This window comes from Haladaptatus sp. AB618 (assembly GCF_024136965.1).
Taxonomy (GTDB): domain Archaea; phylum Halobacteriota; class Halobacteria; order Halobacteriales; family Haladaptataceae; genus Haladaptatus.
This window is the reverse complement of record NZ_JAMYJX010000001.1, coordinates 791,600-812,659: the sequence shown is the minus strand read 5'-3', so window position 1 is coordinate 812,659 and position 21,060 is coordinate 791,600. Positions and strand designations below refer to the sequence as shown.

Annotated in this window: 25 protein-coding genes; 13 read left to right on the top strand and 12 right to left on the bottom strand. The window is 60.3% G+C overall.

Annotated features, from left to right (window positions below):
* The first annotated feature begins 167 nt into the window (after positions 1-167).
* The 3 genes from NKF26_RS04285 (at position 168) to NKF26_RS04275 (ending at position 2,023) form a co-directional block, all read left to right on the top strand.
* Positions 168-1,199, top strand: a complete 1,032-nt coding sequence (locus NKF26_RS04285) for a PAS domain-containing sensor histidine kinase (protein WP_253234023.1) — start codon at positions 168-170, stop codon at positions 1,197-1,199.
* A gap of 144 nt (positions 1,200-1,343) precedes the next feature.
* Positions 1,344-1,655: a nucleoside triphosphate pyrophosphohydrolase gene (locus NKF26_RS04280; protein ID WP_253225505.1), complete on the top strand. Its 312-nt coding sequence runs from the start codon at positions 1,344-1,346 to the stop codon at positions 1,653-1,655.
* 56 nt (positions 1,656-1,711) lie between these two features.
* Complete coding sequence (locus NKF26_RS04275) at positions 1,712-2,023, top strand: hypothetical protein (RefSeq protein ID WP_253225504.1); 312 nt, start codon at positions 1,712-1,714, stop codon at positions 2,021-2,023.
* Between the two features lie 3 nt (positions 2,024-2,026).
* On the opposite strand, the gene NKF26_RS04270 is transcribed toward NKF26_RS04275, so the two are convergent.
* On the bottom strand, positions 2,027-2,944 hold the full coding sequence (locus NKF26_RS04270) for a sulfite exporter TauE/SafE family protein (protein WP_253225503.1): 918 nt from the start codon (positions 2,942-2,944) through the stop codon (positions 2,027-2,029).
* Positions 2,945-3,161: 217 nt separating this feature from the next.
* Entirely contained in the window at positions 3,162-3,407 is a 246-nt protein-coding gene (locus tag NKF26_RS04265) for a hypothetical protein (RefSeq protein WP_253225502.1), read from the bottom strand.
* 86 nt (positions 3,408-3,493) lie between these two features.
* Here NKF26_RS04265 and NKF26_RS04260 point away from each other — a divergent pair, with 86 nt between their 5' ends.
* Entirely contained in the window at positions 3,494-4,144 is a 651-nt protein-coding gene (locus NKF26_RS04260; RefSeq protein WP_253225501.1) for an HAD family hydrolase, read from the top strand.
* 2 nt (positions 4,145-4,146) lie between these two features.
* On the opposite strand, the gene NKF26_RS04255 is transcribed toward NKF26_RS04260, so the two are convergent.
* The 4 genes from NKF26_RS04255 to NKF26_RS04240 form a co-directional block, all read right to left on the bottom strand.
* Positions 4,147-4,986, bottom strand: a complete 840-nt coding sequence (locus NKF26_RS04255; protein WP_253225500.1) for a fructosamine kinase family protein — start codon at positions 4,984-4,986, stop codon at positions 4,147-4,149.
* 76 nt (positions 4,987-5,062) lie between these two features.
* Positions 5,063-5,449: a hypothetical protein gene (locus NKF26_RS04250; protein WP_253225499.1), complete on the bottom strand. Its 387-nt coding sequence runs from the start codon at positions 5,447-5,449 to the stop codon at positions 5,063-5,065.
* On the bottom strand, positions 5,446-6,036 hold the full coding sequence (locus NKF26_RS04245) for a signal peptidase I (protein WP_253225498.1): 591 nt from the start codon (positions 6,034-6,036) through the stop codon (positions 5,446-5,448). The genes NKF26_RS04250 and NKF26_RS04245 overlap by 4 nt, the downstream gene beginning before the upstream one ends.
* Positions 6,033-6,623, bottom strand: a complete 591-nt coding sequence (locus NKF26_RS04240) for a hypothetical protein (protein ID WP_253225497.1) — start codon at positions 6,621-6,623, stop codon at positions 6,033-6,035. Before NKF26_RS04240 ends, NKF26_RS04245 begins: the two co-directional genes overlap by 4 nt.
* 426 nt (positions 6,624-7,049) lie before the next feature.
* Here NKF26_RS04240 and NKF26_RS04235 point away from each other — a divergent pair, with 426 nt between their 5' ends.
* Together NKF26_RS04235 and NKF26_RS04230 are read left to right on the top strand one after the other, a co-directional pair.
* Positions 7,050-7,997, top strand: coding sequence for a TasA family protein (locus tag NKF26_RS04235; RefSeq protein WP_253234022.1), 948 nt, complete (start codon positions 7,050-7,052; stop codon positions 7,995-7,997).
* Positions 7,998-8,147: 150 nt separating this feature from the next.
* Complete coding sequence (locus NKF26_RS04230; protein WP_253225495.1) at positions 8,148-8,366, top strand: hypothetical protein; 219 nt, start codon at positions 8,148-8,150, stop codon at positions 8,364-8,366.
* Between the two features lie 51 nt (positions 8,367-8,417).
* Here the strand turns inward: NKF26_RS04230 and NKF26_RS04225 are convergent, their stop codons facing one another.
* Positions 8,418-9,926, bottom strand: coding sequence for a phosphoenolpyruvate carboxykinase (ATP) (locus NKF26_RS04225; RefSeq protein WP_253225494.1), 1,509 nt, complete (start codon positions 9,924-9,926; stop codon positions 8,418-8,420).
* 216 nt (positions 9,927-10,142) lie between these two features.
* On the opposite strand from NKF26_RS04225, the gene eif1A reads away from it, so the two are divergent.
* Together eif1A and NKF26_RS04215 are read left to right on the top strand one after the other, a co-directional pair.
* Positions 10,143-10,427, top strand: a complete 285-nt coding sequence (gene eif1A / locus NKF26_RS04220; RefSeq protein WP_082837733.1) for a translation initiation factor eIF-1A — start codon at positions 10,143-10,145, stop codon at positions 10,425-10,427.
* A 181-nt stretch (positions 10,428-10,608) separates the two neighbouring features.
* Positions 10,609-10,977, top strand: coding sequence for a rhodanese-like domain-containing protein (locus NKF26_RS04215; RefSeq protein ID WP_253225493.1), 369 nt, complete (start codon positions 10,609-10,611; stop codon positions 10,975-10,977).
* 79 nt (positions 10,978-11,056) lie between these two features.
* On the opposite strand, the gene NKF26_RS04210 is transcribed toward NKF26_RS04215, so the two are convergent.
* The 4 genes from NKF26_RS04210 to NKF26_RS04195 form a co-directional block, all read right to left on the bottom strand.
* The gene (locus NKF26_RS04210) at positions 11,057-11,251 is read right to left on the bottom strand and encodes a cold-shock protein (protein WP_007977946.1); all 195 of its coding nucleotides are present in this window, start codon (positions 11,249-11,251) and stop codon (positions 11,057-11,059) included.
* 223 nt (positions 11,252-11,474) lie between these two features.
* A complete protein-coding gene (locus tag NKF26_RS04205) occupies positions 11,475-12,179 on the bottom strand; it encodes a CARDB domain-containing protein (RefSeq protein ID WP_253225492.1) in 705 nt (234 codons plus the stop codon).
* A 165-nt stretch (positions 12,180-12,344) separates the two neighbouring features.
* Positions 12,345-13,172, bottom strand: a complete 828-nt coding sequence (locus tag NKF26_RS04200) for a polysaccharide deacetylase (protein WP_253225491.1) — start codon at positions 13,170-13,172, stop codon at positions 12,345-12,347.
* Between the two features lie 162 nt (positions 13,173-13,334).
* The gene (locus NKF26_RS04195; RefSeq protein ID WP_253225490.1) at positions 13,335-14,177 is read right to left on the bottom strand and encodes an ion transporter; all 843 of its coding nucleotides are present in this window, start codon (positions 14,175-14,177) and stop codon (positions 13,335-13,337) included.
* Between the two features lie 269 nt (positions 14,178-14,446).
* Here NKF26_RS04195 and NKF26_RS04190 point away from each other — a divergent pair, with 269 nt between their 5' ends.
* The gene (locus tag NKF26_RS04190) at positions 14,447-15,448 is read left to right on the top strand and encodes an intradiol ring-cleavage dioxygenase (RefSeq protein WP_253225489.1); all 1,002 of its coding nucleotides are present in this window, start codon (positions 14,447-14,449) and stop codon (positions 15,446-15,448) included.
* A 66-nt stretch (positions 15,449-15,514) separates the two neighbouring features.
* Here NKF26_RS04190 and NKF26_RS04185 read toward each other — a convergent pair whose 3' ends face one another.
* Positions 15,515-16,489, bottom strand: a complete 975-nt coding sequence (locus NKF26_RS04185) for an amidohydrolase family protein (protein WP_253225488.1) — start codon at positions 16,487-16,489, stop codon at positions 15,515-15,517.
* 227 nt (positions 16,490-16,716) lie between these two features.
* Here NKF26_RS04185 and NKF26_RS04180 point away from each other — a divergent pair, with 227 nt between their 5' ends.
* The 4 genes from NKF26_RS04180 (at position 16,717) to NKF26_RS04165 (ending at position 21,039) form a co-directional block, all read left to right on the top strand.
* Complete coding sequence (locus tag NKF26_RS04180) at positions 16,717-18,345, top strand: MFS transporter (RefSeq protein WP_253225487.1); 1,629 nt, start codon at positions 16,717-16,719, stop codon at positions 18,343-18,345.
* A 165-nt stretch (positions 18,346-18,510) separates the two neighbouring features.
* Positions 18,511-18,861 carry a hypothetical protein gene (locus NKF26_RS04175; protein ID WP_253234021.1) on the top strand — a complete coding sequence of 117 codons (351 nt, stop codon included), beginning with the start codon at positions 18,511-18,513 and terminating at the stop codon, positions 18,859-18,861.
* Between the two features lie 124 nt (positions 18,862-18,985).
* On the top strand, positions 18,986-19,375 hold the full coding sequence (locus NKF26_RS04170) for a pyridoxamine 5'-phosphate oxidase family protein (protein ID WP_253225485.1): 390 nt from the start codon (positions 18,986-18,988) through the stop codon (positions 19,373-19,375).
* A gap of 641 nt (positions 19,376-20,016) precedes the next feature.
* The gene (locus NKF26_RS04165; RefSeq protein WP_253225484.1) at positions 20,017-21,039 is read left to right on the top strand and encodes a lysylphosphatidylglycerol synthase transmembrane domain-containing protein; all 1,023 of its coding nucleotides are present in this window, start codon (positions 20,017-20,019) and stop codon (positions 21,037-21,039) included.
* Positions 21,040-21,060 lie beyond the last annotated feature (21 nt).

The window sequence follows — 21,060 nt, the reverse complement described above, 5'->3', positions numbered from 1 at the left end:
CTGGAGGATTTGACAGTTTATCTACGAGCCGTTGACGGGGCATCTAGTACTATATCATCACTGATCGATAATAAAAACCCTTTTGCCACATTTTCTATCGATTGTGAGGAACGATCTTTTGGTCTCGATAACGATATATTCTCTGGATAAGGATTGTGGATGGAGACATGAACGGCACCGACCCGAGTATTTACAAAAAGGCGTTTCGGGAGACGAAAAACCCCGCCATCATTACCGATTCGAGTTTCGTCATCCGGGACGTGAACGAAGCGTGTGTCGATTTTACCGGCTACGACAGGGTCGAACTCGTCGGTGAAAAACCGGAGATTCTGTTCGGCCAACGATCCGTGTACGAGGAGATGGCGGCGTCGCTTTCGAACGACGATTCGTGGGTAGGTGGATTCGAAACCACGACGAAGGACGGTCGGCTGATTTACGGACAAGGGTCGTGTACCCCCATCCACGTCGATGGCGAGCTACACGGGTATGCCGGGTTCTTCTCCGACCTGACCGAACGGCGGCAGTACGAACGGAGCCTTCGAATCCTGAACCGCGTCCTCCGTCACAACCTTCGAAACGACGCGAACGTCGTCCTCGGTCACATCGAAATCGTCGCGGAAATCGTGGACGACGAGGAGTTACAGCAGTCACTTTCGACCGCACACCGCCGGATGCACTCCATCATCAAATACGCCGAGACCGCTCGCGATCTGGACGAACTGCTCTCGGAGCGGACCGACCCGACACTTTCTCCCATCCGCATCGACGAGGTGATTCGTAACGAACTCAGGGCCGCTCGGAATGCCTATCCCGGTGCGGAGTTCACGAGCGACCTCGGAGACGAACCGACCTTCGTCGCGGCCGACGATGCCATCGGAATCGCGCTTGAGGCCATCCTCTCGAATGCGGTCGAACACAACGACTCCCGTGTTCCGCGAGTCTTCGTTCGGTTTCACCGCGGCGAATCGACGCTCACGGTGGAGGTCGAGGACAACGGGCCCGGAATCGCCGACGACGAACACGACCTCATCTTCGGGCGAGAGGAGGTCAGCCCGCTCCACCACGGACAGGGGTTGGACCTCTTTTTCGTGGACCGTCTGATGGAGAAGTACGGAGGGGATGTCTGGGCCGAAAACGACGACGGCGCGACCTTCTCGCTTCAGTTTCGCATCGTTTCGCCGACGGACGAGGACGCTTAACGCTCGAATGAGCGATTTTGTCACCCGATAATAAGGTCCGGTGAGGTCGAAACTCGGAGCAGTTACCAGCATGTCTCACGATCCATCACACGATAGGGGCAGTCCCGCCGGTGTTCTTTTACCATCAGTTTCCCTTTCATTCCCATGACCCAAACGTACGACAAACTGGTACGCGACCGGATCCCCGAGATCATCGAGGAAAACGACGAACGCCCGGTAACACACATTGCGGATGAAGGCGAGTATGAGCGACGACTCGCGGAGAAGTTGGACGAGGAGGTAACGGAGTTCCAGGAATCCGGCGAACCGGCGGAACTGGCCGACGTGCTCGAAGTCGTCTATGCGCTGGCGGACTCCGACGGACTCACGCGTGACGAGTTGGAACGGATTCGAGCCGAAAAAGCCGACGACCGGGGCGGGTTCACGGATGGAGTCGTTCTCGAACGGGTCGAGTAAAAAGGCCAGCATTTGCAACCACGCCGCGAATGGTCGGCGGTGGCAAACGCTCCCCCATGTCACTCACGACGTACACGCTCGTGATTCGGGAGAACGAGAGCAACGAAGGAATCGTCGCAGAGGTCCGCGCCGACGGAATCATCGAGGAATCGACCACGGTTTCGTACGGCGATTTCGGCGTGACAGCCATCCGTGACGATTGGGTCCCAGACGAGCGGCAAACTGAATTCGACGCCGACGTGGCGACGATTCGACTCGCGACGGAGCGGAACGGCGAAGGATTCCTGTTCCGCGTCCTGGGCGACGGCGAAACGGTCGCCGAAGAGCGAATAACGGACGACGGATGGAACGTCGCCACGGTACAGTAATTCTCAGAAGAACAGCGCCGGAACCGTCTTCGAGAAGATTTTCAACGAGATGACCAGCAGGATGGCGACGACCAACCAGTTGAACTTCCGCTCGTCGATTTCGACGCGTCGGAGATATGTCCCGGCGAACAGGCCGACGAGGGTGACGACTGCGAAGGTCGAACCCAACCAGAGGTAGTACGTCGTCATCACGCCCGTCACCAGCATCTGGAGGATTTTCACCGTGAACACCAGACCGAGCACCATCGAGAGGCCGCCGACGTACCGCTCCTTGTCCCGCTCGAACGTGTGGAGGTACGTCGGGAGCAGCGGACCGAGGTTGGCCGCGCCGAGGAGAAAGCCCTCCAGCAGGCCGACGACGCCGAGTGCGACGGGATTGTGCGTCCCTTCGATGGAGACGAACCCCTTCCCGAGTTGGAAGAGGACGTACCCGAACAGGACGAGGCCGATGAGGAACACCACCACCGCGCTGGTCTTGAACGCCGAGAAGAAGAACACGCCAGCCACGGTACCGACCAACGCGAGGGCGATGAGCGACCACTCACGGCGGACGTAGCCGAGGCCGGTGTTCGTCTCGCCCACCTGAAAGACGTTGATCATCCACGGCGGGACGGCGAGGACAATGACGGCGATATCGACGTTCATGACCGACGCCGCGAGCGGCGTGGCGATGAGCGCGAAGCCGAACCCGACCATACCCTTCAGCATCGCCGCCAGTATGATGAGCGCGACGAACAGGACGAGGTCAGTCGTCGTCGCGTTCGTCTTCAACCCTTGCGTGACGTTCGCCGTCCCGGGAAAGAGACCGATTGCGCCGACGATGACGGCGACGGTTGCGACCGCCATCATCAGTTCCCGATAACGGAACTGACGCAGGTTTCGAACGAACTCTCCGGGGTGAACCGTCGATTCCCCGGACATCAGCGAGTAGCCTCCGAGGGTCTCGAATCCGTATTCATTACCCCCCTTTGTCACTCCACGTAGTTAGGTGGGAGAAATCGGGAAACGGTCACCGAGAGCGATGACGTGGTGTTTCGGTGAATCACGCCGTATGAGCGCCGAAAGCGCCGAACTGGTCGAAATGGAGCTCGAACGACCGTCGCAGAAAGCGGCGACCTTTGCCATCGCGGCCGCGTATTCACACGGACAGGCGAACCGTCTCGTCGGTGATCGTCCCGATGAACTGCCGCTTGAGTTCGTGCACCGACTGGTTGACGACCCCGCCCCAGCCGAGTTCGTCGATCGTGTCCGGGTTCGGGTTGCCCCCGACTTCGACGTACAGCGTCCCGTCACGAACCTCCTTCACGACGCCGACTTCGGTGCCGTCGTCCGCGACGACGCGTTTTCCCGCCTGTTCGTCCGAAAAGTCCGAATTCGGGTCCATCGAACCTACTTCGGTATCGACGTGCAAACCGGCTTTGGCCGTCGGAAATGGGAACGCCTACCCCCCTCCGCTCACGAGACCGAATCATGTACGATGCGGTGTTGTTCGACAACGACGGCGTCCTCGTGAAACCGCCGAAACGCGAGTTGCTCCAGGAAGCGGCGCGCTCGGCCTTCGAGGAGTTCGACGTAGACCCGGCGGAGGACCACCTTGCCGCTGTAACGCACAGCGCCACCCCCGACGGCTTTCGGGAGGTGTGTGAGGCGTACGGTTTCGATCCGAATTCGTTCTGGGAGACGCGCGACAGCGCCGCCTCGGAGATTCAACTGCGCGAAATCGAGGCCGGACGGACGACGACCTACAACGACATCGACGCCCTCTCCTCGTTCGAGCGACCGCTCGGCCTCGTCAGTTCGAACCAGCAGGCTACCGTCGAGTTCATGCTCGATTACTTCGAACTCGAACGCCACTTCGAGACCTACTACGGCAGGCCGCCGACTGTCGAGGGAATCCGCCGGAAGAAGCCGAACCCGCACTTCCTCGACCGCGCGCTGGCCGACATCGGAGCCGAAACCGCCCTCTTCGTCGGCGACAGCGAGAGCGATGTCGTCGCCGCCGACAACGCCGGACTGGATTCGGCGTTCATCCGCCGCCCGCACAGGACGGAGTACGAACTCTCCGTCGAACCGACGTACGAAATCGAGGGCTTGCCCGAGATTTTCGAGATTTTGGACTAGCTTCAGTAGCCCACCCGCGACAGCGTCCGGTCGAGTTTCGACAGATACCGCTCCCCGAAGTGAAAGACGTGCGAGAGGAGTGGATAGACGACGTACACGTCCCGGCGCGACTCGAATCCCGCGTCGATTCCGCGACGTTCGTCGTAGCGCTCGAAGAATGCAGGTCCGACGGAGTTCGTCCAGTCCATGTACGCGAGTTCGATCTCCGAGTGGGCGTAGTAGGCCGCCGGATCGAGGAACGCACGCAACTCGCCGTCCGATTCGAGCACGTTCGTCGTCCACACGTCGCCGTGGATCAGCGACGGCGCATCGGGTTCGACGATGAGCGAATCGAGGTCAGCGATCAGTTCATCGACCCGTTCGACCATCGACTCCGGCAGTTCACCGGTTTCCCGCGCGACTTCCGCCGCGTGCCTGAGACGGTGTTCGCCGTAGAATTCGACCCACGATTCCGTCCACGGATTCGGCTGTGAGAGCGACCCCGTGAGCGTGTCGCAGTCGAACCCGTAGACGGGCGCGGCGGTGTCGTGCAGGGCGGCGAGGTGGTCGGCCATCTCCCGCTCCACGTCGGGCATGATGGTCGAGTCGCCGTCGATGAATTCGAGCAACAGCAGGTCGTCCTCGACGTGATACACGTCGGGGACGGGGAGGCCGTGGTCAGCGAGGTGATGAAGCATGGTCGCTTCGACCGTCAGCGACGCGTCGCTCGTCTTGGCGACGAGCGGCGCACCGGAAGCGAAATCGGCGCGGTATACCGCGCCGATTTCGCCCCCGTCGAGTTCGCGAAGCTCCGTCGGCGGTTCGTCGGTAACGGCGGTGATCCGAGCAACGAGGTCGTCCATCGGTTCGGATACGTACCGCCGAACCCTAAAACGATACTAGCTCGGCCTGCCGCCGATCACGGTGACGCTATCCCGGTTAGCCACCGTTTTCGGTCCCCGCTTTTCGTGTCGTGATCGGATCGGTCTCCGTCGTTTCGTTCGTCGTCGTCCCTGCCAACGAGGAGGTCGTTGTCCCCGCCGACGAGGTTGTCGTCGCGGTACTCGGTGGTGGCGTCGTCCCTGTCGTCCCGGTGGTAGTGGGGGAAACGGTCGTCGGTTCGACGGCCGTTCCGTTCGCGTTCGTCGTGGTGTGATTCGTCGCGTTCTCGACGGCGGTAGTCGTGACGTTTCCGCCGACGAAGTTCGAACTCATCACCTCGGAATCAGCGTACAGGCTGTGTGTGACTTGGGTATTGGTCGTGCTTAGCAGGCAGAGCGCCGCGATTACGAGCACGGTCGCTTTGGGATTGGGTCCGTGTATCATCTTGCATCGTCACCGTCCGTTTCATCCTTGTCACCGTCCGTTTCATCCTCGTCTTCGCTTTTGGCCCGCGTCGCACCGACGAGCGAGTACGCTTCCGAGATCACGATCAGCAGACAGGGGAGGACGACCAACGAGAGCAACCCTGCGCGCGTCCGTGCGAACAGCAGGAGATGCCCGATGTACGGGATGTGGAACCAGACGCGGCCGATCACGTCGTCGGCCGAGACGAGTCCGACGTCCGGATTCTCGTTCGCGTCTCCCTTCGTTCTAAAGTACAGTCCGTCGTCGCGGTGGACGACGTCGACGACGCGGTGTGTCGTGCGGTCGGAATTCGAAGCCGACTCGCGATGGAAGACGAGGATGTCGCCTTCCTCGATCGCACTCGGTTCGACGTGCTTCGAGACGACGACGTCCCCGGCGTGTATCGTCGGGTGCATGCTTCCCGAGAGCACGACGTAGCTCCCGCTCGCGCCGACGAGTTGCGGAAACACGACGACCGCCAGCAGAAGGATGCCAGCGACGAGGAGCACCACCCCGCCGAGGCGTGCGATTCGCCGTGGCTTTCGAGCGGCGGCGACGGCCATCATAGCGGTGGGCGGCCCTCCTTACCGAGGCGGTGCCGTTCGTCGTGTCGCTTGTGCGCCACGGCGGACGCGAGGAACAGGAGCGAAATCACGAATCCCCACGCGAGGCCCGGTAGTCGGTCGAACGGGAAGAATCCGATCCACGCGAGCGTGATCAGTCCTACCGAGACGCCGCCGAGTCCGAGATAGTAACCGCTCCACGGGATTCCGTCGTGGGGGACGATGTCCAAATAGACCTCCAATTTCGTCGCATCGTCGGTGAGCCGTATCGTCCCACCGTTCGCGTCGAAATGGACGACGTGGGCGTCGTCCATTTTCGGCAAATGTGCCTGTCGAAGCGCCGTGTAGACGCGCATTCGCTGTTCGTACGTGACCTCCTCGGGCACGATCTCGTTTTCCCACGCCGCGAGTTGCTTCGAGAGTTCGTGGAGCGAGACGGATTCGCCCTGCTGGAGGAGATAGTGGACCACGTTCCGTCGCCGCTGACAGCTGAGAATCTTGAACGCGGTCTCCTGTGTGAGTGTCTTGGGTTCTCGATTTTGTTGTGTTGCCTGTTCGGGTTGAGTCGGGACGGGGGTCGTCGTGCTCATACGTCGACCCTGCCGTTATCTTTCATCACTGCCCCCCCGCCTCGTCGTTATCATCGTTTTGCCCGGGTAGATAGCTGGAACTGTAGTGTTATATTTATGAACTTGATAGATATATTTCCATAATAAATTAGTTGTTTATTTGTCATAACCAATGGCTCCGAGACGCTGTCTTCCGACGTTACCGCGAACGAATATGAGCGTCAACAGACCCTTGTGACCCACTATACGGTCTCTATGGGTGCCACTCCAACCGCCTCGAATAGCTTGCAAACCCGCTAGAGACCGTTTATGGGATGGATATACGTTCTCTATGAATCCACTATCGAGTATATATATACACGGTGATAGGTCATCGGGTCGGTTGCGTCTTCGACTCGAAACCGTCGGAAGCTACCGACGATGGGTGTCGAAGAACGGAGACAACTAATGTCAGATAAAAAACTCTCCCTCAATCGGCGTAACGTACTTCTCGGTATCGGCGGCATGGGTGTCGCGGCAGCGCTCGGCGGCGCGGGCACGATGGCGTTCCTGAACGACAAGGAAGGAACCAACGCGACGTTCACTGCTGGCGACCTCGACTTGAAGATTGGCTGGGAAGTCGATCATTACGGGAACGACGTCGATCCCAAAGTCGTTCCGGCACAGGATACCGACAACACGGAGCTCGGCATCGAGTTCAAGGACATCAAACCCGGCGATCAGGGATGGATTCGGTTCACGATCGAGAACGTGGACAACCCGGCGTGGGTGTGGTTCCGCGGTCGGCTCAGCCACTCCCAAGAAAACGGACAAAACGACCCCGAAAAAGAAGCCGAAGGGACGGATACCAACGGCTACGGCGAGATGGACGAAAACCTGGAGTTCCGTACGTTCTACGACCAGAACAAGAACGCGACGGTAGGCGACGGTCCGGAGTCGGGCAACCTCTGGAACGACCGATATATCCAGAAGCCACTCGACCTCAAGGGGACACAAACGACGACGCCGCAGTACGGGTCCGTCCCCGTGCTGCTCGACGGCGTCCGTGACGGCGACTCCCCCGACGTGGTCGGCGGTGCGTATCCCGACGGCGAGCCGATCGATCCGTTCCAGAACGGCACGTGCCAGTACGTCACGGTTCGGTGGGAGCTCCCCGAGGACGTCGGCAACGAGATACAGGGCGACAGCATCCGGGTCAACTTCGATTTCTACGCCGAACAGTCCCGGCACAACCCCGAAGAACGCTTCCGCGACCCCAACGACACTCCCGACGACAAGTATCCGGAGAACCCGTGGGCGGACGAGTACGCATCGGGTGCGTTCCCGACGCTCGCCGAGCAGGACGTGGTTTTGGGTGGAACTCCGGACGACGGCAAACCGAACAGCAGCGCGTGATCGACGCGGCGAACGGTGGCAACGGTCGATTCGAAGCCATTCTTTCCTTCTGTTTTCGAGATAATCGGACGATGCGGACGATGACGGCTCGTCCCCGACCGACGAATTTCGGCCCCTAGCTATTCGGGTCTACGGATAGAAATCCGTCGTATGGCCTACACGTGGCAGTACTACGACCTCGTACTGGGCGGAATAGCCGTCAGCATGTTCCTCGGTGTGGGTGTCGGCTACCTCACTTCGGTTTCGTTGACGGCGGCGGTCATCGGTGCGGCGCTCGTCGCGGTCGCCATCATCGGTCACGGTCTGTTCGTCAACGGACCGGTGGACGAACCGACTGACCTGACGAAGGAAGTCGAGACGCTGAACTGAAATCACGCACGAAGCGACGACCGACCGGGATCGGTTCCAGTCGCTTTCGGCTCAGTAAACCGCGTCCCTGATGTCCTCATCCAGATCCTCGAACGTGTCGAGGTGGACCTGTCGCTCGGTACGGAGCCGTGACAACTCCGAATCGTGGTCGTCGACGTTGTCGGCGACCGAAAACTCGTCGATGTCGATACCGGGGACCGAACTCGGCACGGTGAGTCCGCTCGCGTCGTCGTCCGTCCACTCGACCGTCCCACGCGCAATCTCGCGGAGCAACGTCACAGACTCCGTGACGCCGATGTCCTTGCCGCCGAGGTGTCCGGTGTTGAGGATGTAGGTTTCGACGCCGAGGTCATCGATGAGCGAGCGGAACCGGTTGCCCTCCTCGCCCCTCGATCCGATGATGAACGGGTTGGTGCCCACGACGCGGATGGACTCACCGGCTTTCGATGGGTCGCCCGCGCTGGTCTCGATGGACTCGCCGAGCATGAACGCCACCGCCGCCTCCTCCGGCGACAGTTTCGCGACCGGCGGCATCGTCGGGTTGCGGGTGATGAAGAACAGTTGGTCGACCCGCTCCAGGTCGATGTCCTCGCTCGACGACGAGAGTTGGTCGCGGCGGATGATGGCTCGACCGTTCGAGGTGTGGTAGTCGCTGTCGAAATCGACGGTTCCGTCGTCGTCCACGTCCACGTTTTCGAGGACCGCGGATTCGTGCGTGACGGCGTCGTACATCGCGGGTTGTTCGTCGGCGTCCAAGCCGATGGTCTTGACGTACAGACCGTTACCTTCGCTGCCCGCGACGCTTCCGTCGGGAAGCAACGCACAGACGTCGTCCTGGAGCATCGTCGCCGATTCGGGGTCGTCGAGCCAGAGACCGTGGGCGGTCAGCGTGGACTTGCCGGTCGCGGAGAGACCGAGAAACACCTGCCCCACATCGCGCAGGTCGCCGGTTTCGTCTCGAAGCGTCACTCGCTTGCTTCCGGCGTGCAGTCCGAGGCCACCCTTCCGTTTTGCGTGGAACATGAACAATCGGAGGAAGGACTTCTTCGCCTCGCCGGTGTAGTCACTTCCGAGAGCGACGGTCATTCCCTCCTCGGGAAGGACTCGAATGGCGATTTCGTCCCAGTCGGGAACCTGTATCGTGACGAAATCCGGTTCACCCTCCCCCTCGACCGGTTCGAAGAGGTTCGCCCACGCGAGGGCGATACGGCCGTACTTCTTCGGAACGTAGAGTCTGCACCGGTAGGTGTGGTCAGTGTGGCGGCCCATCAAGCGGTCCACGCAGAGCATCTCGTGTTCTCTGGCGAACTCGACCGCGTCCTCGATGTGTGCGTAGTCGTCCGCGTCGAATCCTTCGTCAACGGCATTTCTCGTCTTGTCCGAGTTGCGCGATCGCTCGCGGCTGACGTACGACGCGGAACCGAATTCGGCCGTCGTCTCCAACTCCCGCGAAAACTCACGAAGTTCCGAAAACGACGGGTTGTAGCGAACGTTGTCCGCCGTTATTGGATTCGGGAGTTTCGACTTCAGGGATTGGACTGACTGCCCAGTGTCTGACATCGTGGTTGTACGGCCCACCTACGAACGTATAATTATGTATGGTGTACGGCCGCCTTAGTGGCCTCATAACGCCGATTTCGGCGGAATTGTGTTTTCGGATGCGAGTAAATAATCCTCTTTTTGGTGAGGGGTCACCCCGATTCAGTATCCAGTTTGCATGTCAAACGGTATCGAAAGACACCTACCACTTAACCGTGTCCGCTACTTATTCCACCTGTGAGTGAAGAAAGTGGGCGTCGGAACCTCCGAATGCCAAACGAGGACGAGATGTTCGCGGTCGTCACCCAACACAACGGTGGCAACCACGTACAGCTCCGATGTAACGACGGAAAAGAGCGAATGGGCCGGATTCCCGGTCGAATGAAATACCGAACCTGGATCGAAGAGGGCGACGTCGTCCTCATCGAACCGTGGGACTGGCAGGACGAGAAGGCCAACATCGAATGGCGATACACCAGCCAGGACGCGGACCAACTCCGCCGCGAAGGCCACATCCAGTGATCCCTTCGGTGAACTGAAACGGACTTCTAATCGCCGATTCCGAGTACGTGTAGATTTTTCCAGCGGTCTCCGCTCGCACCGAGCGGTGCGATTTGAAACGTGACCGACCGACACGTTCGACAGTCGCTACCGTCGCCCGATGACGTCACGGCTTTAACGCTTCGGTACATTTGTGGGGATAATGAGCAAGATTAGACCCGACGAACTGGACGACAGACTCGACGCCGATGACGCGCCGTACGTTCTCGATATTCGACCGAGAAAAGCGTTTCAGTCGGATCATATCGACGGAAGTCGTAACATCCCAGTGTACGACGATTTACGCGGGGGAGACGAGGACGCACTCCGCAGCCGTCTTGATAAGATTCCACAAGACAGCCCCATCGTCACGGTCTGCAAGATGGGCGTAGTCGCAAAACGGGCAACCGGTATTCTCGACGAGGAGGGATACGAAGTCAGTACGCTCGCAGGGGGAATGAGCGGTTGGCGCGGCTATCAAGCTGGGTCGCTCGGCTACCGGCTTCGGTCGGTACTTTGGCGACTGTTCTAACTGTCGCTCTCGGATACTACTGCGCTAAAAAAATCGATGTATACCTTGTCGCCACGTGGCGACAGTGTAAAATCGTTATTTACTGGCGAACGACGTTCTTCGCTCGCGGGCCCTTGGGGGCCTGTTCGATGTCGAACTCGATCTCGGTACCTTCCGTAAGGTCCTCGCCGCCAACGTCTTCCATGTGGAAGAAAACGTCCTCGTCCGCGTCGTCCGTCTCTATGAAACCGTAGCCGCCTGTGTCGTTGAAGAAATCAACTTTACCGTTTGCCATTACAACTATACACAATTGGGGTACACGGTTAAGGGTTCTGCATTCGTTCTCTAAAACGAGTGTTTTTTAGATACATATTCGTTTTAGGAACTCTATTGTGGCCATCTGGCCACAGGCAGGAGATTATTCAGGCCATTGATTCCGATTCAACACAATGAGCGGGGACTTCCGTAATATCCTCAGTTACCATATTCAGTCGTTTCACGAAATCGCCGCCCCGTGATCACCGTCGGCGGATCACGAGGAGTGCGGCGAGGACGAGAGCACCAACAGCGACGAACGACCAGCTTTTGGGACGACGGTCCCGGTTCGTTTTCGACGAGTCGCGGAGCGTCGTCGTGTGGGTCGTCCCGACCGTCTCCGTCGTCCGAGACGAAGTCGAAGCGGTCGATGACTCGGTCGTGGTGACGTCCCCACTCGTTTCCGTCGTTTCGGTAGCGCCCGAGAGGACGAGGGTTCCGGCCGACGTTCCATCGACCGCGACGTCGTAGGTCCCGGGGTGATCGAGCGTGATACCGAACGATATCGTCTTCGTTTCCCCGACGGGGACGGTGATCGTTCGAGTCGCGACGTTCGTCCCGTTGGCCGTCACCGCGACAGTCTCGTCCGCCATCCAGTTACCTCGGTTCGTGATGGTTGCGGAGACCGTGACGGAATCCCCGACGGTTCCGGACGGACCCGACAGACTCGCGCCCGAGACGGAGAGGAGGTCCTCGTTTCGAAGACCGACGGCGTACGTGGACAAACCCGGGGAGTCGGCTCGCAGGACGTACGAATCCCCCGGCGCAATCATCGTCTCGTCCTCCCCATTGATGCCGATGCCGATATTGTTTGCACCGCTCACCGATGGTGGCGTGATTCTGACGACGACCATCAGCGCGATTACTACCAGAAGGGCCGCACGAATACGGCCGTGATTTCGTGACATAGTTATTGGATGGGGAGACGGTTGTCTACAGTTATTAAAATCGATATTATCGATTCATTCGTGCGCTAGAGTCAGTACCGATACAAATCTCTTTGGATGCTTTCTCATCCGAATATCCGAAGTAGATATAGAAAATAAGATATTAACATAGAATAGTCATTCTCCTTATAAGATTCTACGAGCCACATCGTTCAGCAGCGCAAACTCCACGTCCTGCTTCGCGCGCACGGACTCCACGAACGCCTCCAGATAGCGGAGTCGGGGTGGTTGACCCGTCACCTGCGGATGCATCGTCAGCGTGAACACGCCGTCCTCGACGTTCTCGTACATCCAATCGAACTGCTCGTACCAGCCGTCGAAAACGGCTTCCTCGTCGGCCCGCGGCCTGCCGCTTCGTCCGGGCGTGAACTGCAACGAGGGCCAGTCGTCCCGGTGCCACGACACCGGGAACTCCAGCAAGTCCGTCTCCTCACCCGCCACATACGGTTCTTCGGGGTCGGCAATCGGCAGTTCGCGCACCCGATACGGTTCGAAGTCGTGACCCATCAGGCTGGAGTCCCACTCGAAATCCAACTCCTGCAGGATATCGAGCGTGTGCGCCGAGAAGTCCCACGACGGTGATCGATATCCGGTCGGTTTCTCGCCCGTCAGGTCCCGAATCGTTTCGATGCTGCGCTCGAAGTCGGCGCGCTCGCCCTCCCTGTCCGCGAACTTCGCGGGCGGCGTGTGATGCCAGCCGTGATGCTGGATGTCGTGGCCGCGGTCGTGTACCTCGCCGCAGATTTCGGGAAAGCTCTCGATGGTGTGCCCCGGCGTGAACCACGTCGCGGGCACGTCCAGTCGGTCCAGCAGGTCGAGGATACGCGGCGCGGCGACCGCAGCGCCGTAGCGCCCACGCGAGAGTTTCACCGGGCTATTGGTCGCACCATGGCCGTGAATCCATCCCGAAACTGCGTCGAAGTCGAAGCACAAACAGACGGTTGCGTTGGGCATTGGGTACCCCGTCTCGTGGTGGGAGGTTAAGGGTTGGTCGGATTGATTGAGTTGGTTGGAGTGGTCGGATTGGTTGGTGAATCGTCGGAATGGGTCGAGGGGGAAGGGTCGGCGGAGAGCGGTGGTCGGATGATCGGTACCGGATGCGGTTTCTCGGTCCCACTACTGCCGCGAATCGTACTTCTGATAGATGACGTGACCGCACGCTTTACAGTGAGACGCGTCCCGGTCGTGGTAGGAGAGACCGCACTGGGGGCACGTGACGTTGACTTTTCCCCTGTGTGTCCATTCCCGAACGATCTTTCCCGCCTGCCACGGGACGAGGATGATAGCAGTGAGCACCCCGGCTACCGTCACCCATCGGCCCATCCAGGTGGTCGGAATGATGTCGCCGAACCCGACGGTTGTGAGGGTTACGACCGTGTAGTAGAACGCGTCACCGAAGTTGTTCACGGCGGGGTTCGTCCGGTACTCGACGCTGAAGAACAGGCCCGCGGAGACGAAGAAGATGACCAGCACCGTCAACAGGAGTTTCATGGTTCGAAGGGTGCCGACCGACACGGTGCCGAAGAAGAACTCGTCGTCCTCCGTAAATCGGTAGAACCGAAGCACCCGGACGACGCGAATGGCCCGGAGGAACCCGATGTTGACGATGACGACCGAGGCGGGCAGGAACAACACTGCCAGCGTCGGGAGCACCGACAGCAGATCGACCATCGTGTACGGGTTCGTGAACTCCGCGAGGCGGTTCCGAGCGCCGTACAGCCTGAGCACGTATTCGACCACGAACACGAACGCGATGCCGACCTCCAGTCGCCACAGCCACGCCTCCGCCATCGCCGAAAGGGAGTAGGTTTGTGCGACGAAGACGCCGACGAACAGCAGGTTCAATACCAGTAACCAGACGTCGATCGCCTTCCCGAGCGGCGTTCGGTGATCGACGAGATAAAACTGCACCCGATCACGAAAATCGGATGGTGCTCGTGGCGATTCGCGACTGCCCATACGATGCAATAAAGACCCGATGGTAAAAGAATAGCACCGGCTATCTCGGTTTCTGGAGGCAAGTGGAGTACGTCGTGTGTACCGGTTGTGATGTCTCGTAGCAGGGAGGGATGATTCGTTGCGGATTGACAGGACGAATCGACTAGCAGGTCGCGGACGCCGTTCCATCCCATGGCGTCCCCGTTATGGGACGAATTTGTGCCTGACTTCCGGGTCGTTTTCGCGTGATTTCGGCAAATTCCCTTATACGAATCCGACAACGTCGAAATATGGACAACGACGATGAACCGGTCGGTCGGTTACTCACTCGTAGACAGGCCATCGCACTCGGCGGTGCCCCCGCGCTGGCGTTTCTCGCTGGCTGTTCGACGTCGAGCGATTCGAGTGGAAGTACGGAAACGAACAGTTCGTCCGGGACGGTGACCGCTACCCCGATGTCGACGACGGATTCGGATTACCCGGCGACGGGTACCATGACGAGCACCACCGTCACGACGGGCGACGGAACGACAGCGTGCGTCGCCATGACGGAACTCACCGAGGGACCGTACTACGTCGACGAGAACCTCCGTCGCTCCGACATCCGGTCGGACACCGGGACTGGCAACCAGCAGGAGGGAATCCGCCTCGACCTCGACTTCACGGTGCACGACCTGTCGGACGACACCTGTGAACCGCTCGAGAACGCCATCGTCGACGTCTGGCACGCAAACGTCGACGGAGTGTACTCCGACGTCCAAGCGCAGGGAACCGTGGGCAAGGACTTCCTTCGCGGGATTCAGAGCACGGACGAGAACGGCGGAGCATCGTTCACGACCATCTACCCCGGTTGGTATCCGGGTCGGGCGGTTCACATCCACTTCAAGATTCGTTCGTCGGAGGACGCGACCGACGCCTACGAGTTCACGTCGCAGTTGTTCTTCGACGACGACCTCACCGACACGGTGTACACGAAAGAGCCGTACTCGGAACGCGACGAGCGCGACACGCGCAACGCCGACGACAACATCTTCCAGCAGGGAAGCGCTTCACAACTCCTGCTCGACGTCACAAAGACCGATTCGGGATACTCCGGAACGCTCAACGTCGCGCTGTACAAGGACGAAGAAGTGAACGAGGACGACTCGGCGTCCGGTTCGCAGGGAGGGCGCACTGCACCCAACGGTTCCGCTCCACCGAACGGGTCGGCCCCGCCCAACGGGTCGACTCCACCCAACGGCTCTGCGGCCCCGAACGGGACGGTGGCGAACGAGACGACCACGAACGGATAGTCGGCCCGGTCTACTGACGGACGAATACGGGTTTGCGGTCGGATGACCACGAAAATCGGTCGCGTCTCAGTCCTCTGACAGCCCGAAAAGCCGTTCCGCGTTGCGGTGTGTGATCTTTTCGAGGTCCGAGCGTGGAACGTCCACGTTCTCGATGAACCGGCAACCCTGCTCGTTGGAGCTGTACGGGTAGTCCACGGCGAACATGACGTTGTCGGCACCGACGGCCGCAAGCGCCGCCCTGAACGGTATTCGGCTGAACATCCCGCTCGTGGTGAGCCAGAAGTGTTCGCGGAAGTAGTGCGGGACGTCGTGTTCCAGTTCGGTGGTCAGCGGGCTGAGCCACTCGTCGATGCGGTCGAGCATGAACGGAATCATCTCGCCCATGTGGCCGAGGACGATTTTCAAGTCGGGCAGGCGGTCGAACACGCCCGACGCGATCAACCGCAACGCGTGGAGTCCCGCCTCGGCGTGCCACCCCCAACTCGTGGTGGCGAGTGAGAAGTCGATTTCCGATCCGAACCCCTCGTAGTACGCCTCTTCGACCGCATCCGGAGGAAATCCGGGATGGATGTAGAGCGGCACGTCGAGTTCCGCGGCCCGTTCGAGCACCGGCATGTACCTCGAATGGTCGAGGAACTGGCCATCGGTCGTCCCGTTGATCATCGCGCCGACGAACCCGTGCTCCGCGACGGTCCGTTCGAGTTCGTCGGCCGCTTTCTCGGGAGTTGCCATCGGCAACGTGGCGAACCCGGCGAATCGGTCGGGATGGGCGGCAACCGCGTCGGCGAGTTCGTCGTTGGCCGCCTCGGCGAGCGTGGTCCACTCCTCGGTCGTCAACTCCACGCCGTGCAACTGCGTTTCCGAGATGACTTGCACGTCGATACCCCCGTCGTCCATCGCCGTCAAGCGCTCCTCGCCGAGATTCCCGAGTCGGCTCGTCAGCGACGTCTCCGATGTGTCCCCCTCTCCGGGGTCGCTGCCCGCCCCCTTCTCGGCGAAACCGCTTGCGACGAAGTGCTCTTCGACCGCGATGGTTCGCATCGCTCACCGTACAGCCCCCAGAGTGTTAAACGGTACCACACACAGCTCTCGAAGTGGAGCGGCGGCCTCGGCACTCTTTGACTCTCGACGACTCACCGGGTCCATGCTATTTCAAGCTCAAAGTGGTAGGCCGTTGTATGGTCGCGGATGAGTCCACTTCCAGCGGGAGTTCTCATCGCTCTACGAAGGTAAAAACGGTCGTACGATACTGGGGGCCAGCGATCGCCGTGAGTCTGACGACGTTCATCGTGGTCATCAATGCATCCCTGATGAACGTGGCGATTCCGACGATGGTGAACGAGTTCGATACCTCGGTCACCGCGATTCAAGGGGCGGTTTCACTCTATTCGCTGGTGATCGCTGCGCTGATTCTCCCGGCCGGAACGCTGCCGTCTCGGCACAGTAGCAGGCGTGTAATGGCAGTCGCACTGATCGTCTATACCGGTGGGACGCTGGTGGCGGCGATTAGCTGGAATACTACGGTCCTCTATATCGGTTGGTCGCTCATCGAGGGGGCCGCGGCCGCGGTGTTACTTCCACTGACGTTCACCGTCTTGACCGTTAGTTACGAAGACGATGACCGGGCGAAGGCGTTCGGGTTGTTGGCTGGCGTGAACGGCGTTGCATCGACCCTTGGACCGATCATCGGTGGTGCCCTGACTACGTACGCGAGTTGGCGGTGGGGGTTTACCCTCCAACTCATCGGAATGGGGGTTATTCTCTTCTTCGTCCGGTACGTGAGTTCGAATCCACTGTCGGAAACGCCCAGTTCGCTCGATAAAGGCGGGACAGCGCTGTCCATCGTCGGTGCGACGACGCTCGTCACCGGATTCCTCCTCAGCGGGAAGTACGGGTGGTTACTCGTGAGGCGACCGTTTTTCGTCGGCGACGTGCAATTCAACCCGTTCGGCACGTCACCGACGATTTGGTTTCTCGGGGTCGGATTTCTCTCGTTCGCCGCGTTCGTTCAGTACGAACGCCGAATGGAACGTGCCGGGAAATCCCCGCTCGTTCCGCTGCACGTGCTGACGAACCGTTCCTTTTTGTCCGGAGTCGTCACGTACAATATCCGGTCGATAATCTCGGCTGGCTTCATGTTCATCTTCCCGGTCTATCTCCAGGCAGTACTCGGATACACCGCCTTCGAGACCGGGATAGCATTGCTACCGTATTCCCTCGCGTCGATCCTCTTCGCGACGGTTACGCCCGGGTGGCGTAAGTTCGTCTCGCCGAAGACGCTCATCCAGGTCGGCATCGTGTCCATGGGCCTCGGACTGGTGCTGTTGTACGAGCAGACGGGTCCCGGTCAGACGATCGGCAGGATGGTTATTCCGGTGGCGCTGTATGGAGCGGGAGTCGGACTCATACTGGCACAGATCACCAACATGACGATGTCGGCCGTCCCCGACGCGGACTCCGCCGAGGCGTCCGGAGTCCTGAACGTGAGCAGTTCGATAGGATTTTCGCTGGGGACGGCAGTTGTCGGCTCGTTTCTTCTCGGACGGTTCTACGGCAGCGTCGTCGACGGCGTCCTGCGAGCGCGCGACGTGACGCTCTCGATGAAGCAGCGGTACGAATTGGTGATCGCGCTCGAAGATGCGGCGGAGACGGCGACCAAAGCCACACAGCAACACGTCCTGAGTCAACTCACCCCTCCGCAACGACGATTACTCCGCGGCATTTTCGAGGCCGCGATGTTCGACGCTCAACGGGCGGCGCTGCTCCTCCTCGTCCTGTTCGTGTTACTCCTACTCGTCGCATCGACGTTCCTGCCACGGCAGATACCGGGGGACGAAAATGGAGCGGACCATCCCGAATCACCAGAGGGTAAAACGCGTGAGGAACGAGAGAAATGAACGGTCGATACTCGTTCGGCCTCGGCACTCATAGGGCTCGTCATCACCGGCCGCCACGCCGGTTCGGAACGCCGTTCTCGTCATCGGCCATCCGCCGATAGGGACACCGGGGAAAAGAGCGTTTCCGTCGAACGATCTGTTCTCAGGCGACGGGAACTACGATCGGTGTACAAGACCGCGGGAGACGAACCTTCGACCATGCACGCGGACGAATCCGGATCGGAACACGCCGAGTCGGAACAGCGGGCCGAGCAGGTCTGGATGGTCGAACGGACGTTCTCGGCGGACTCGCCGCACATCTTGGTGACCGTCTACGCGACGCCGGACGAGTCTCGATACCTGCAGAAGGAGTGGGCGTTCAACCGCTTCGGGTCAGGACCGGGGCCGGAGGTGACGGCTGCCATCACGGTCGAATCGGAGCGGCTGACGCCCGTCACCGACGCTGAAACACGTGATCGGTACGCGAACGAGGCGGAGCGCATGCGAGCGCGCCACGACCCGGACGACCCCGTGTAGGACGACATCGTGTAGCCGATGAGCTACTGAGCCGATGAGCCACTGTGATCGGGGATTGCGGTGCGAAATCGTCCGGAGCAGTTCGGCAGGAAGTTATTTTCTTCTCCCGTCCTCCCTTTCAACCATGGCAGACGTACTCCCCGACGAAGCCGAGACGCTCCTCTCGGAGGTGTCCGTGATGGCCCACCTCGCGACGTGTTCGGACGACCGACCGCACGTCGCACCCGTCTGGTACCACTACGAGGACGGGATCGTTTCGATCCTCACGAGCGGGCGCAAGCTAGCGAACATCCGAAGAAACCCGCGCGTCGCACTCTCGATTCAGAAGGACACCGCCGGGGATGCCGAGTGGAAGGTCACGATGCAGGGGACGGCCACCGTGGTCGAGGACGAGGAGGAAGTGATGAAAGCCGCCGAACGGATCAACCCGCGGTACGGTGCCGATACGGACGCTTACCCGGAGAACACGCTCGTGAGGATCGAAGTCGGGTCCGGGACGTTCACCCGCTACTGATTTTCGATTGCACTACTCGATCCGTTTCCGTGCGGCGGCGACCATCGCTCCGGAGGTTTCACCCTCTCCGTCGTCGCTGTCGTGGTCGTCGCTGTCGTGGTCGTCGCTCATACGCCGCTCTGGCGGCTACAGGCGATTCGATTTGCCGGTTAGAAACGGTGTTGCCGACTGCCACGAGGGCGCGCGTGGTGCGAGGTCGGGCACCAGCGGCGCTTCGATTAGCCGTAACCGAAGTTCGGCTATCGGGGCCGGTCGGCGACGGCCCGTGTCCGGCGAGACCGGAACGTGACCTCGATAGTTCCGGCGGTCCTCATGGGCCGTTGAAACCCGCAGGACACGTCCGTTTCCTCGCACTCCCCCCTTTTAATACCTCCTCTTTGGACGAAATCGTACGATACATCTCGAAAAATCAGTAGCATCACCGAGGTAGTTGTAGGCGAATGAGACAGTAGTTGCAGACGACACGGGACGTAGTTGTAGGTGACCGAATGTGTAGTTACAGATAAGTCGCCGCGTCAATGAAGGGTGTTACCAACCACCAATGTCCGGCGAGTGATTCGGGCACCCCGCCTCGGGGTCGTCGCCGTCATCGACAATCGGATGCCACAAGGGTCATATTGGACCCCTGCATCCCAGCAGGTATGGATCGTTCACTCGTGCGGAGAATCCTCTTCGGATTTCTTCTGACCGTTCCTGTCTTCGCGCTCTTGTTCTGGTTCGTCGACATCGACCCCGTTCTCGCGGCGCTCGAACAGGCACGGCGAACGGTTCTCGGACTGGTGTTGTTGACGACGATTGGCTGGTTGTTCGCGTGGAGTCAATCGCTCCGAACCGTGCTCCGAACGTTGGACGTTTCGGTGTCCGTCCCGTGGTCGTTCTTCCTGTTCTCGGGCGCGACGTTCTCGAACAACGTGACGCCGTTCGGCCAAGCGGGCGGTGAGCCGATCACGGCCTACCTCATCTCACGGACGTCCGGGACCAGATACGAAACCGGGTTGGCGGCGATCGCCAGCGTCGATACCCTCAACTTCGTCCCCTCGTTCGTGTTCGCAACGGTCGGGATCAGCTACTACGCCATCGTACTGACGCTCTCGTCGCGTCTGAAGTTCGCGGCCGTCCTCCTCGGCGGGATCGGAGTCGTTCTCGTCGGCGGGGGGTACTATCTGTGGACTTCCCGGGCAACCGCTGAACGACGCGTGTCGGCCTGGACTGCTGGCCTCCTCGACCGCGTCGCGGGTTACATCCCCCGCTTTTCGGCACCCAGTCAGGAGTCGATTCGGAGCCGAATCGCACACTTCGTCGGCACTATCGAACAGGTCGCCGCGAGTCCGACACGACTCGCCATCGCGCTCGGGTTTTCCGGTGCCGGGTGGCTGTTTCAGGCGGGTGCGTTGTGGCTGGCGTTTTACGCGATCGGTACCAGCATCTCCTTCTCCGTCGTGCTGTTCGCGATTCCCATTAGCGCCATCGCTGGCGTGACTCCGCTCCCCGGTGGTGCAGGGGGAATCGAAACGGTTCTCGTCGCGCTCCTCGCCTCGGCGACGAGCGTCGAGTCGGCGATCGTGGTCGCGGCGGTCGTCATCTTCCGCGGACTGATCTACTGGGTTCCGACCCTCATCGGGGGTAGCGTGCTCGCGGCGCTCACGGCAAAACGGGCCGCCTGACCGCAAGCAGCGAACGGCCGT

What these genes read in the sequence shown, in the direction of transcription:
- NKF26_RS04215 (WP_253225493.1), top strand. Translation starts at nt 10,609, where the DNA reads ATGAGCAAGATTAGACCCGACGAACTGGACGACAGACTCGACGCCGAT.
- NKF26_RS04240 (WP_253225497.1), bottom strand. Translation starts at nt 6,623, where the DNA reads ATGAGCACGACGACCCCCGTCCCGACTCAACCCGAACAGGCAACACAA.
- NKF26_RS04190 (WP_253225489.1), top strand. Translation starts at nt 14,447, where the DNA reads ATGGACAACGACGATGAACCGGTCGGTCGGTTACTCACTCGTAGACAG.
- NKF26_RS04205 (WP_253225492.1), bottom strand. Translation starts at nt 12,179, where the DNA reads ATGTCACGAAATCACGGCCGTATTCGTGCGGCCCTTCTGGTAGTAATC.
- NKF26_RS04185 (WP_253225488.1), bottom strand. Translation starts at nt 16,489, where the DNA reads ATGCGAACCATCGCGGTCGAAGAGCACTTCGTCGCAAGCGGTTTCGCC.
- NKF26_RS04235 (WP_253234022.1), top strand. Translation starts at nt 7,050, where the DNA reads ATGTCAGATAAAAAACTCTCCCTCAATCGGCGTAACGTACTTCTCGGT.
- NKF26_RS04230 (WP_253225495.1), top strand. Translation starts at nt 8,148, where the DNA reads ATGGCCTACACGTGGCAGTACTACGACCTCGTACTGGGCGGAATAGCC.
- NKF26_RS04270 (WP_253225503.1), bottom strand. Translation starts at nt 2,944, where the DNA reads ATGTCCGGGGAATCGACGGTTCACCCCGGAGAGTTCGTTCGAAACCTG.
- NKF26_RS04275 (WP_253225504.1), top strand. Translation starts at nt 1,712, where the DNA reads ATGTCACTCACGACGTACACGCTCGTGATTCGGGAGAACGAGAGCAAC.
- NKF26_RS04195 (WP_253225490.1), bottom strand. Translation starts at nt 14,177, where the DNA reads ATGGGCAGTCGCGAATCGCCACGAGCACCATCCGATTTTCGTGATCGG.
- NKF26_RS04200 (WP_253225491.1), bottom strand. Translation starts at nt 13,172, where the DNA reads ATGCCCAACGCAACCGTCTGTTTGTGCTTCGACTTCGACGCAGTTTCG.
- NKF26_RS04255 (WP_253225500.1), bottom strand. Translation starts at nt 4,986, where the DNA reads ATGGACGACCTCGTTGCTCGGATCACCGCCGTTACCGACGAACCGCCG.
- NKF26_RS04250 (WP_253225499.1), bottom strand. Translation starts at nt 5,449, where the DNA reads ATGATACACGGACCCAATCCCAAAGCGACCGTGCTCGTAATCGCGGCG.
- NKF26_RS04280 (WP_253225505.1), top strand. Translation starts at nt 1,344, where the DNA reads ATGACCCAAACGTACGACAAACTGGTACGCGACCGGATCCCCGAGATC.
- NKF26_RS04265 (WP_253225502.1), bottom strand. Translation starts at nt 3,407, where the DNA reads ATGGACCCGAATTCGGACTTTTCGGACGAACAGGCGGGAAAACGCGTC.
- NKF26_RS04170 (WP_253225485.1), top strand. Translation starts at nt 18,986, where the DNA reads ATGGCAGACGTACTCCCCGACGAAGCCGAGACGCTCCTCTCGGAGGTG.
- NKF26_RS04225 (WP_253225494.1), bottom strand. Translation starts at nt 9,926, where the DNA reads ATGTCAGACACTGGGCAGTCAGTCCAATCCCTGAAGTCGAAACTCCCG.
- NKF26_RS04245 (WP_253225498.1), bottom strand. Translation starts at nt 6,036, where the DNA reads ATGATGGCCGTCGCCGCCGCTCGAAAGCCACGGCGAATCGCACGCCTC.
- NKF26_RS04165 (WP_253225484.1), top strand. Translation starts at nt 20,017, where the DNA reads ATGGATCGTTCACTCGTGCGGAGAATCCTCTTCGGATTTCTTCTGACC.
- NKF26_RS04285 (WP_253234023.1), top strand. Translation starts at nt 168, where the DNA reads ATGAACGGCACCGACCCGAGTATTTACAAAAAGGCGTTTCGGGAGACG.
- NKF26_RS04210 (WP_007977946.1), bottom strand. Translation starts at nt 11,251, where the DNA reads ATGGCAAACGGTAAAGTTGATTTCTTCAACGACACAGGCGGCTACGGT.
- NKF26_RS04260 (WP_253225501.1), top strand. Translation starts at nt 3,494, where the DNA reads ATGTACGATGCGGTGTTGTTCGACAACGACGGCGTCCTCGTGAAACCG.